Origin of the sequence: Lysinibacillus sp. YS11 (assembly GCF_002896375.1) — a bacterium.
GTDB lineage: Bacteria > Bacillota > Bacilli > Bacillales_A > Planococcaceae > Lysinibacillus > Lysinibacillus capsici.
In genome coordinates, this window is record NZ_CP026007.1 from 3,978,343 (window position 1) to 3,990,329 (window position 11,987).

Below are 11,987 nucleotides of genomic sequence, written 5' to 3' on the forward strand. Positions count from 1 at the left end.
AAGCTTAGTTTATGGGATTTAGCCAGTTTTATTCTAATGATGGAATTTTAATTTGGAGCGGCCTCTCCTTCTTTGAGAGCACTTCAAGCAATCAAAAAAATACAAAATAAAGCTCATCCACAATAAAATCGGATGAGCTTTTCGGGTTCATTAAATACGGTCTTCCTCTCGAATATCTGCGAGTGGAACAAAGATTTCGATGTGACGCTTTAGGTTTTCAAATGTAGCAGGAGCGTCTCCGCCATATTCGCCATCGAGGTTAAGGTGGACCTCATTTTCTGTAGTAACTTTGACAACGCTAGCTTTTTTGTAGATGACACGATCATCATTTAAATGTTCGCCTCTTAGTGCCATGGCTGCTAGTTGAATAAATTCAGGAAGACTTACCTTCTTTAGCACTATTAAAGTAAAGTAACCATCATTAATGCTTGCATCAGGAGCTAGTTTTTCAAAGCCGCCTACTGAATTCGTTAACCCACATAGGAACATCATAGCGTCGCCATCAAATACTTCGCCATCATATTCAATGCGCATATGTGAGGCTTTGATGGATGGAATCATCTCAACTGCCTTTACATAATAGGCTAACTGACCAAGCATTGTTTTCATTTTGCTTGGTACTTCGTATGTTAGCTCTGTAATACGTCCGCCAGCAGCAATATTGATGAAATAGCGTTCGCCATTTAAGAGACCAACATCCACTGGCAATGTGTCGCCTTGAATAATAATGTCTACTGCCTCTTCAATATTTCGAGGGATATGCACGGCACGGGCAAAATCATTTGTAGTGCCCATTGGAATTAGACCAACTTTCGGACGGTTTTCAAATGGACTTACACCTGAAACAACTTCATTTAATGTGCCATCTCCACCAACTGCGATGATGATATCAAAACCGCGTTCTACCGCATTTTTTGCTGCAAGCGTTGCATCGCCTTCACATGTTGTTGCGTGACAGGATGTCTCATAGCCTGCTACCTCTAGTTTTTCCAACACCTCTGGTAGATGTTTCTTAAACACTTCGCGTCCAGATGTAGGATTATAAATGATTCTTGCTCGTTTCATAACATACCTTCCTGCTTCATAAGATTCTACTTCATTCAACGATTTGTACGTTGAAATGTTGCAATACTCTTGTTATTTTTGTAATGCTTCTGTTACTTGCTTCTTAAAGTCCTCATAAACAAATGTCCAATATGTTTGATTGGAGATATTTTCTTCACGAATTTCTGCATAAAGAGCCTTTTGTGCCTCTTCAAATGTTGGATCTTCTTTATCTGGTAAGCTTGCTCGTTTCGTTACGACGAACTCTTGTAATTCTGGTGCGCGTGGTCCCCATTTTCCAATCACTTCTCCAGCATCATCTAATAATAGATAAATTGGAATTGCACGACCACCGTTTGTTAAATAACGATCAATTAGTTCTGTATCAGCATCACGGAAAACGGTACGCATATCTAATCCTGCCGCTTCAGCAATACGGCGAATAATTGGATTATTTAACATTGCGTCTCCGCACCAATCCTCTGTAATCGTTAAAATTTTAGGTTGTTTTTCTTTTAATAACTCAATAAAATCATCGTTTGTTGGTACTTCAAAGCCATCATAAATACGAAAGCTTTCTTCTTTTAACGTCGTCATGTTCTCCATATATTGCTGTATTGATATAGCTTCATTAAAATACTGTTGTTCTGTTTTCATTGGCTCGTCCCCCTTATTACTGTCTATTCTATATTTTGCTATGAATACTCTTTTTAAACAACTATTAAGTTTCGCAAAATGCAAATTTGTTACATTTTTGAAAATTAATAGCCGAGGGAGCAATGAAGCTCTCTCGGCTATTATGTTACAACGAGTATTATCGTTTGGCAATTTCTTGTTGTAATAATTTATTAACCATTGGTGGGTTAGCTTGACCTTTTGTTGCCTTCATAATTTGACCAACTAAGAAGCCAATCGCACGATCTTTACCATTTTTGAAGTCCTCGATAGATTGAGCATTGTTATCTAAAACTTCTGTTACGATTGCTAGTAATGCACCTTCATCAGAAATTTGCACTAAGCCTTTTGCTTTCACAATATCCTGTGCAGATCCGCCATTTTCTACCAATTCAGCAAATACTTTTTTACCGATCTTAGAAGAAATTGTACCGTCTGTGATTAATTTCACCATTTCAGCAAGGTTTTCTGGTGTTAATGCAGTATCTTTTAGATCTTTTTGCTCTGCGTTTAAATAAGCAGAAACATCTCCCATTAACCAGTTAGCAGAAAGCTTAGCATCTGCCCCATTTGCTACCATTGCCTCAAAGAAGTCTGAGATCTCTTTAGAGATAACAAGAACTCCAGCATCATAAGGTGTTAAGCCTAGTTCTTCAACATAGCGTTTTTTACGAGCATCTGGAAGCTCAGGAATTTCAGATTTCACACGCTCTAACCATGCATCATCAATTGAAAGACGAACTAAGTCTGGCTCTGGGAAGTAACGGTAATCGTCTGTTCCCTCTTTAACACGCATTAAAATTGTTTTACCTGTTTTTTCATCAAAACGACGTGTTTCTTGCTCAATCACGCCACCAGATAATAATACATCTGCTTGACGTAATTCTTCATGCTCTAAACCACGACGAACATAGTTGAAGGAGTTCAGGTTTTTAAGCTCTGTTTTTGTACCAAATTCTTCTTGACCATAAGGGCGAATAGAAATATTGGCATCACAACGTAATGAGCCTTCTTCCATCTTACAATCAGATACGTCAGTATATTGAATAATCGATTTTAATTTTTCGAGATATGCATATGCTTCGTTTGGTGTACGAATATCTGGCTCAGAAACGATTTCAACAAGCGGTGTTCCTTGACGGTTAAAGTCAACTAGTGAATGGTCACCAGCATGTGAAAGTTTACCAGCATCTTCTTCCATATGAAGACGTGTGATACCGATACGTTTTGTATAGCCGTCTACTTCAATATCAATCCAACCATTTTTACCGATTGGTTTATCGAATTGTGAAATTTGATAAGCTTTCGGATTATCTGGATAGAAGTAGTTTTTACGGTCAAACTTTGTTTCTTGTTCGATTTCCATATTGAGTGCAAGTGCTGCACGCATAGCGAAATCTACTACATTTTTGTTCAGGACTGGTAGGACCCCAGGATAGCCTAAATCGATTACTGTTGTATTTGTATTTGGTTCAGCACCAAAGTGAGCTGGTGCTGGTGAGAAGATTTTTGAGTTAGTCTTCAACTCAACGTGTACTTCTAAACCAATGACTGTTTCAAAGTTCATGTTATTTTCCCTCCCACATTTGAGGAACTTCTTTATGGAACTCAGTTGCTTGTTCAAAAGCATGAGCCACACGGTAAATAGTTGCTTCATCGAAATATTTACCAATTATTTGTAAACCTAATGGTAGGCCGTTTTCAAAGCCACAAGGAATTGAAATCGCTGGTACACCTGCTAAGTTCATCGGGATTGTTAAAATATCGTTTGCATACATTGTCATTGGATCATCAACATTTTCACCAATCTTGAATGCTGGTGTTGGAGCTGTTGGTCCAATGATAACATCAAAGTCTTCAAATACTTTATCGTAGTCTGCTTTGATCAATGTACGTGCTTGTTGTGCTTTTTTGTAGTACGCATCATACGTACCTGCACTTAGTGAATAAGTACCTAGCATGATACGTCGTTTTACTTCATCACCAAAGCCTTGTGCACGTGTTTCTTTATAAAGGTCCATTAAATTTGTAACGTTTTCTGCACGGAAACCATAGCGGATACCATCGAAACGAGATAAGTTAGAAGACGCTTCAGATGAAGAAAGGATATAGTACGCAGCTAGTGCATATTTCGAGTGAGGAAGTGATACCTCTTCTACAGTAGCACCTAAGCCTTTTAATACCTCTAATGCCGCAAGCACTGATTGACGAGCTGCTTCACCAACTCCTTCACCAAGGAATTCTTTTGGCACAGCGATACGTAAGCCCTTAACATCACCAGTAAGAGCTGCAGCGTAATTTGGCACCTCAACATTCGCAGAAGTCGAATCATTTGGATCTAATCCAGCGATAGCTTCTAGTAATAGCGCATTATCTTCAACATTGCGTGTAATTGGTCCAATTTGATCTAGAGAAGATGCGAATGCAACTAGACCAAAACGAGATACACGACCATATGTAGGTTTCATCCCTACAACACCACAGTAAGCTGCAGGTTGACGGATTGAACCACCTGTATCTGATCCAAGAGAGAATGGTACTTCACCAGCTGCTACAGCTGCTGCAGATGCACCTGAAGAACCTCCTGGTACGTGGTTTAAGTTCCATGGATTTTTTGTTGTTTTATAGTATGAGTTTTCGTTTGAAGAACCCATTGCAAATTCGTCCATGTTTAATTTACCAACTGTAATCATGCCAGCTTCACGTAGCTTGTTGACAACAGTTGCATCATAGATTGGCATAAAGCCTTCTAGAATTTTAGAGGCACATGTTGTTTCTAAGCCTTCTGTTACGATGTTGTCTTTCACACCGATCGGTAGACCGAATAATGGTCCACGCTTTTCAAATGGTACTTTATCCATTTCAGCAGCTTGAGCAGTTGCTTTTTCTTCGTTTGAAGCAAGGAATGCTTGTACATCGCCATCAAGCTTTGCAATACGCTCGTATGCTTCTTTCGTTAAGTCAGCGATTGATAAGTTACCCGCTTTAATTTCTGCTTGTAACTCCTTAGCTGAACGTTCAAATAGCGTCATGAGGAATCCTCCTATGTTTTAGTATTACATGATAGCTGGTACTTTTACTTGACCATCTTCTTGTTCTTTTACGTTTAACATCATTACTTCGCGGTCTAAACCTTTTACTGCTACGTCTTCACGCATTACATTCACTAATGGTAAAACGTGCGTTGTTGGTTCAACATTTGTTGTATCCAGTTCATTTAACTGCTCCGCAAAGTCTGTAATTTTACCAAGCTGTTCAGCAAATTTCTCTGCTTCTTCTTCTGTAATTGCAAGACGTGCTAAATTTGCCACGTGCTTTACTTCTTCTTTTGTTAATTTAGCCATTTTTCACACCTCCGAATACTTGTTCAATTCATTGTTTTTATTGATAACAATAGGGTTGAATAAAGTTAACCATGCCAATAATCATAACATTTTTCATTTTAAAAATCACAACTTTCACTAAAAATATAGAAACTTTCACTACTATAACAAAGTGTTGTCTCTATCATCCTGTTGTGTTCCTCTATTTCAATCCATTACCATAAAAAATATAGTCAGCACAAAGGCTGACTATATTAATCATAGACATGCACGTAAGGGTCCTTGTCATTGGCCTTTTTGATGATTAATGCCTCAGGACCATTCACTGAAGTAACACTCACTTCCACATGAATATTATCAAATTGATTGATTAAAATCCCTGTTAAATATTGCGTAAATCCTTTTATCTCTGCTTTGCCGAAAAATTGGATTGGGATTTCAATCGAAAGGTTTTGTATTTGTTTATTACGATAGAAACCAGTTCCGATCACACTTGTATAGTTAGAAAAATATTTATCAACATCTTGCTTGAAGTTCTTGAAGTTATTGTTGACATCTCGGTATACATCTTGTGAATCATCTGTTGGGAACAAGACGTAATTTTCATCTATACCTTCCCAATCAGCGATGCTGTTCTGCCCAGCTTTTGCTACACCATAGCTAAAGTATGTCCCTGGAATAATTTGATTACGGGCTTGCTGCTTAAACAGACCGACTACAATCGGTACATCCTTTAACTCTTCACGTGAACGTAAACGAGAAACGATTTCAGTAGCCATTTTTTTGCCCTGCTCAATAAGAGTAGACTCTGAAATTGGTTCCTCGTAATATTCGCCATACTGTTCTTTTTGATAGTAATAGATAGAATTTAAGGCAAGACCGATTGAAATCCCGCCTAGTTTCACTTTATTATCCTTCGTTTTTGTTAAGTAGTTTTGCTCTACAATATGGGATAAATAAACTGGAGCCTTTGTTGCTCGCTCCTCAGGTGTCATTGTGTCTGTTGTCGGTGGATTTAATCCATCCTCTGTTTGTGAACTACGAGCAAGCCAAGAGCTTACTGTACTTTCAGCTAAATATTGACCTTCTTGGAAGTAGTAGTTTTCTGTGTCGAACTCGTTTTGAGATAAACGCATTAAACCTGATTCAACTTCCTTCATATCATATTTCGTATAAATGTTAGATACCACTAGACCTCTACTTGCACTCTCTTTATAAGGGATAAGCGTCTTATAATAAGATTCATCAATTTGTATGCTTGGGATAATTGTTGTTTCAGCTTTTTCTTTCTGTTGCGTTTCCTGTGTAAGCTCTGTCTCCTTCTTGTCAGAAGGCACACAGCCGACTAGCATTGCAGCAGCTACGATTGCTGGAATGAGTCGAAAAGACTTCATTATTTAGTGCTCCTTTACTAATAGTCAATTTTAGGTCGACGAATCTACTCGACGCCTTGTTGTAACGGTTGTGCACTCAACATTGCCTCCTATTCATAAAAGGGAGGATATCATGCACTTATTAAATGAGGTTAAGTTGTTCAATTAAGTTATCTTCAGTCCAAACTTCGATACCCAATTGCTCAGCCTTTGTTAGTTTAGAGCCTGCATCCGCACCTGCGATCACTAGATCTGTTTTTTTGCTGACACTACCCGTGACTGTACCACCTAACTCTTCTATTTTCGCTTTTGCTTCGTTGCGTGTCAATTGCTCAAGTTTACCAGTTAAGACAATTGTTTTACCTGCAAAAGGACTATCACCTATCGCTACTTCTACTTTTTTACCTTTGTATGTCATATTCACGCCTGCTTCAGCAAGACGCTTAATGACTGCTCGTGCATCTTCATTTGAGAAATACTCCACTAACGATGAAGCCATTTTATCTCCAATTTCATAAATTGCCACAAGCTGCTCCTCTGTTGCAGCCATCACTGCTTCCATTGAACCAAATTCCTCTGATACGATTTTGGCTGCTTTTTCACCAACATGACGAATTCCTAGTCCAATTAATAAACGCTCCATCGAATTTTCCTTCGATGCTTGAATGGCATTTACTAAATTAGTTGCTGATTTTTCGCCCATACGCTCCAATTCCACAAGCTGCTCTACCGTTAAATGATACAGGTCAGAAACATCATGTATTAAATCTGCACGTAATAATTGCTCCACTACTTTATCCCCCAGACCGTCAATATTCATCGCGTTTCGAGAAACAAAATATTTTATGCTTTCTGCAATTTGCGCAAAGCACGCAGGATTTACACAGCGCAGGGCAACTTCGCCTTCAATCCGAATCAATTCACTATCACAAACAGGGCAATTTTTTGGCATGACAAAAGGGACTGAATCCTCAGGACGTTGTTCTATTAGCACACCCACAACTTGAGGAATAATGTCACCAGCTTTTCGAATAATAACTGTATCTCCAAGACGAATATCCTTATCTCGAATTAAATCTTCATTGTGTAAAGAAGCACGTTGAACGGTCGTTCCTGCTACTTGTACGGGGGTTAAAATCGCCGTAGGAGTAACAACACCTGTACGACCTACTGTTAAATCAATATCAAGTAACGTTGTAACAACTTCCTCTGCGGGAAATTTGTAGGCAATCGCCCAGCGTGGACTCTTTGCTGTATAACCTAGTTCATCTTGCTGAGCATAACGGTCAACTTTAATAACAATTCCGTCAATCTCGTAAGCTAATTTTGGACGGTTTTCTGTCCAATGTTCTATAAAGGCCATTACCTCTTCAATAGTAGAGCATCGTTGGCGTTCTTTATTGGAAGGGAAGCCTAAGCCTTCTAAATAATCAAGCATTTCTGCATGACCGTCGATACCATATACTTCACCGTCTCCGCCAATGGCATAGATAAACGTTGATAATTGGCGACTGGCCGCAATTTTAGGGTCTAACTGACGTAATGAGCCAGCAGCAGCATTCCGTGGATTAGCAAATAACTCCTCACCGTTGTCAGCACGTTGGGCATTTAAGTTTTCAAAGGATTTTTTTGGCATATACGCCTCACCACGTACTTCAATCGTAATGGGTTCCTTTAAACGAAGGGGAATCGCACGGATTGTCTTTAAATTGGCGGTAATATCTTCTCCTACCACACCATCTCCTCTTGTAGCCCCTTGTACAAACATGCCATTTTCATATTTTAATGAAATAGCTAAACCATCTATTTTCAGCTCACATACATATGAAAATTGATCTCCGATAGCCTGACGCACTTTACGATCGAATTCTCGTAAATCCGCTTCATGAAAAGCATTTGAAAGACTAAGCATTGGGTAATCATGCGTCACTTTTTTAAAACCCTCTACCACTGCTCCACCAACACGCTGCGTAGGAGAATCGGGGTAAATAAGGGATGGGTTCGCTTCTTCTAATGCAATCAGTTCCTGTAATAGCTGGTCATAGACACTATCTGCTACGACAGGTTTATCTAACACATAATAGGCATAACCATATTCATGCAGTAATTTATTTAACTCCGCTATACGCTGTTCTATTTCGTTCATTTACGTTCCTCCGCTTACGCTTTTTCAATCGGTGCAAATTGAGCAAGTAATCGCTTTATACCAATTGGTTGTGGGAATGCGATATCAAGCTCTGTACTATCACCTTCACCTTTTACACTAACAACCATACCTGTTCCCCATTTTTTATGAATCGCCTTATCTCCAGCTTTCCATCCAAATTGATCTCCCCCCGTTGCTTGTAAACGTGCTGTGGCAGGTTGTGTTTGCTGAATAGCACCCAGCGTACGCTTTTGATGGCCACCGGTTGAACGATTGTTAGTAGCAAATGGTACTGTTGATGTTGTCCCTGCCTTAGAAATTGACTCTGTAATATCTTGAGAAATTTCACCTAAAAATCGGGATGCATTATTAAAGCTTGAACGACCAAAAATCGTTCGGCTTTGGGCACATGTTAAATATAGACGTTCCTCAGCACGGGTCACACCTACGTACATAAGGCGGCGTTCCTCTTCCATTTCTTCTTGATCGTCTAGTGAGCGTGAATGTGGGAAGATGTTTTCCTCCATACCGATAATAAAGACAACTGGGAACTCTAAGCCTTTAGCTGCATGCATCGTCATTAAAATAATATTGCCTTTGGATGCATCCTCTTTGTCGAGTGCATCAATATCAGCTATAAGGGCTAAATCTGTTAAAAAGGCAATTAAGCTTTTATCATCACTGCGCTCTTCAAAAGCCTTTGTGACAGATAAAAACTCTTCAATATTTTCTAAACGGCTTTCTGCTTCAATTGTTTTTTCGTTTTGTAACATTGCTCGATAACCCGATTTATCAATAACTTGCTCCACAATTTCAGTGACAGATAGATATTCCTGCATTTGTGTAAAGCCTTTAATCATGGCATAAAATTGCTCAGCCGAATTTGCTGCTTTCCCTGATAATCCCATGAAAACAAGATCATTCATCGCGTCAAAAATCGAACGATCCTGATCTATCGCATAACGTGCCATTTTTTCAAAGGAAGTTGCACCAATACTGCGCTTTGGCTCATTAATAATACGTGCTAGTGATAAATCATCATCATTATTAGCAATAAGTCGTAAATATGCTAGTAAGTCCTTTATCTCTTTTCGATCATAGAACTTTGTTCCGCCTACTATTTGATAGGCCATATTGGACTTAACAAGTACTTCCTCCATTACACGAGATTGAGCGTTTGTACGATATAAAATAGCAAAGTCATCAAATGAACGATTTTCTTTTTCAATTAACTGTTGAATCGTTTGTACAACAAATTGCGCTTCCTCCTGCTCGTTATAAGCTTTATATAGTGCAATCTTTTCACCTTCTGAATTTTCTGTGCGTAATTCTTTTGGGTAACGTGTTGTATTATTTTGAATGACGTCATTGGCTGCCTGTAGGATGCGTTTAGTTGAACGATAATTTTGCTCTAGCATAATCACCGTTGCAGTTGGATAATCCTTTTCAAAGGATAGGATATTCCCAATATCTGCACCACGCCAACGATAGATAGACTGATCGGAATCACCTACAACACAAATATTTTTAAATTTCTTTGCTAGTAACTGTACAAGTAAATACTGAGATTTATTGGTATCTTGATATTCATCGACATGAATATATTGAAATTTATTTTGATAATATTCAAGCACTTCAGGTACACGTTTAAACAACGTAATCGTCGTCATAATCAAATCATCAAAATCAAGGGATTGGTTGCGGCGTAATCTTTTCTCATAGCCTTTATAGACACGTGCAACTGTTTGTTCATAAGGATTCTTATCATTCATTTGGCCTGCGTAATCATCCGCTGCTATACACTCGTTTTTTGCTGCACTAATAGCATTTAAAATTGCTCGTGGCTCAAAACGTTTTGGATCAATATTTTCTTCCTTCATCACATTTTTGATGACTGAAAGCTGATCCGTAGAATCTAAAATAGAGAAATTACGAGAAATGCCTAGTTGATCGATATTACGACGTAAAATTCTTACACACATAGAGTGGAAAGTAGAAACCCACATACTATCGCCCGTACCATTACCAAGAATGCCATCAATACGTTCACGCATTTCTCGTGCTGCTTTATTTGTAAATGTAATCGCTAAAATTTTAGAAGGATATACTTCCTTTTCGATAACTAGGTAAGCAATACGATGTGTTAAAACTCGTGTTTTTCCTGACCCAGCACCTGCCATAATGAGTAATGGTCCTTCAGTTGTTTTAACTGCTCTTTCTTGTTCAGGATTCATGCCTGCTAGTAAATTTTTTGTTAACTGTTCCATTTCGCACCGCCTTACAAACATTTGTTCTAAAATTATAACGTATTTTTAACAGCCTTAACAGTCGCAAGTGCAGCTTTTAAATCTTCGTAAATAATATTTCCAACTACTACCGTATCTGCAACGCGTGCCATTTCCTCTGCTTGCTTTACAGATGTTATGCCACCACCGTAAAAGAGTTTGGTATGCTTCAGTTCGTTTTTCACAGCACTAACTACCTCTAGATTGCCATACATTCCACTGTACTCTAAATAAAAAACAGGCAGTTTAAAGAAATTCTCTGCCATGCGTGCATAAGCTACCACGTCATCAATTGTTAAATCTGTTTTCGCACCCGTTACATGGGCTACTTTACAATCAGGATTTAAAATACAATATCCTTCCGCTACTAATTCATCCCATACCATAATATCGCCGTATTCTTTAATAGCCTCGTGATGTAAATTTTTAATCCATTTTGGATCATCACTATTTAATACCGTTGGGATGAAATAATAGTCGTAACCTGGTGTTACCGCATCGATCGTAGAAATTTCAAGTGCTATCGGCACCTCAAAACGACGCACTCGAACAAGTAAATCTAATACCCCATCCAACGTTACATTATCTGTTCCCCCAACTAAAATAACATCTGTCCCAGACTCGCAAATTTTTTCTAATGCTTCATCGGAAATGTCCTTCGCTGGATCTAGCTTGAACACATGTCTCCATTCTAAATAATCCATCTATGTTTACCACCTATCATTTTCTATCTATTCGTTTACAAGTATAGCTTATGATTCACGACAAAAAAATGAAAAAGACCGAGTAGAACTTCTACTCAGCCTTTTTTCTGACTATTCTTTTGGTGCTTGGAATGGTTTTTCATCTGGATACAAACGACCTAACATTTCATCATATGTATCATTCCCATAATCGAAGCAGCGACGCACGCGCGAAATAGTTGCAGTACTTGCCCCTGTTTCCTTTTTAATGGATTCGTAGGTTTTCTTTAATCGTAATAAATGTGCAACCTCAAAGCGTTGTGCCAACGATTGAATTTCACTAATCGTACATAAATCATCAAAAAACTTATAGCATTCCTCGATGTCCTTCAACTCTAACACTGCTTTAAATAATTGATCTGTTTGATGCCCCCGAATTTTTTCGATTTGCATACAAT

The 11,987-nt window shown here is 38.5% G+C and carries 10 protein-coding genes; all 10 read right to left on the reverse strand.

What is annotated here, in order from left to right; translation table 11 throughout:
- Window positions 1-150 precede the first annotated feature (150 nt).
- The gene (locus tag LBYS11_RS19990) at window positions 151-1,065 is read right to left on the reverse strand and encodes a diacylglycerol kinase (protein WP_004225701.1); all 915 of its coding nucleotides are present in this window, start codon (window positions 1,063-1,065) and stop codon (window positions 151-153) included.
- A gap of 72 nt (window positions 1,066-1,137) precedes the next feature.
- Window positions 1,138-1,701 (reverse strand): thioredoxin family protein, encoded by a 564-nt coding sequence (locus tag LBYS11_RS19995; protein WP_054548986.1) that lies wholly within the window; start codon window positions 1,699-1,701, stop codon window positions 1,138-1,140.
- Window positions 1,702-1,858: 157 nt separating this feature from the next.
- Window positions 1,859-3,286, reverse strand: a complete 1,428-nt coding sequence (gatB, locus tag LBYS11_RS20000) for an Asp-tRNA(Asn)/Glu-tRNA(Gln) amidotransferase subunit GatB (protein WP_048394874.1) — start codon at window positions 3,284-3,286, stop codon at window positions 1,859-1,861.
- Window position 3,287: 1 nt separating this feature from the next.
- Complete coding sequence (gene gatA, locus LBYS11_RS20005) at window positions 3,288-4,751, reverse strand: Asp-tRNA(Asn)/Glu-tRNA(Gln) amidotransferase subunit GatA (protein ID WP_004225706.1); 1,464 nt, start codon at window positions 4,749-4,751, stop codon at window positions 3,288-3,290.
- Between the two features lie 24 nt (window positions 4,752-4,775).
- Window positions 4,776-5,063 (reverse strand): Asp-tRNA(Asn)/Glu-tRNA(Gln) amidotransferase subunit GatC, encoded by a 288-nt coding sequence (gene gatC / locus LBYS11_RS20010; protein ID WP_004225708.1) that lies wholly within the window; start codon window positions 5,061-5,063, stop codon window positions 4,776-4,778.
- Window positions 5,064-5,296: 233 nt separating this feature from the next.
- Window positions 5,297-6,436, reverse strand: coding sequence for a CamS family sex pheromone protein (locus tag LBYS11_RS20015; RefSeq protein WP_103118857.1), 1,140 nt, complete (start codon window positions 6,434-6,436; stop codon window positions 5,297-5,299).
- Between the two features lie 121 nt (window positions 6,437-6,557).
- Entirely contained in the window at window positions 6,558-8,561 is a 2,004-nt protein-coding gene (gene ligA / locus LBYS11_RS20020) for an NAD-dependent DNA ligase LigA (protein WP_048394879.1), read from the reverse strand.
- Between the two features lie 14 nt (window positions 8,562-8,575).
- Window positions 8,576-10,828 (reverse strand): DNA helicase PcrA, encoded by a 2,253-nt coding sequence (gene pcrA, locus LBYS11_RS20025; RefSeq protein WP_103118858.1) that lies wholly within the window; start codon window positions 10,826-10,828, stop codon window positions 8,576-8,578.
- A gap of 32 nt (window positions 10,829-10,860) precedes the next feature.
- The gene (locus LBYS11_RS20030; protein ID WP_054548982.1) at window positions 10,861-11,550 is read right to left on the reverse strand and encodes a heptaprenylglyceryl phosphate synthase; all 690 of its coding nucleotides are present in this window, start codon (window positions 11,548-11,550) and stop codon (window positions 10,861-10,863) included.
- Window positions 11,551-11,661: 111 nt separating this feature from the next.
- Complete coding sequence (locus tag LBYS11_RS20035) at window positions 11,662-11,982, reverse strand: YerC/YecD family TrpR-related protein (RefSeq protein WP_004225717.1); 321 nt, start codon at window positions 11,980-11,982, stop codon at window positions 11,662-11,664.
- Window positions 11,983-11,987 lie beyond the last annotated feature (5 nt).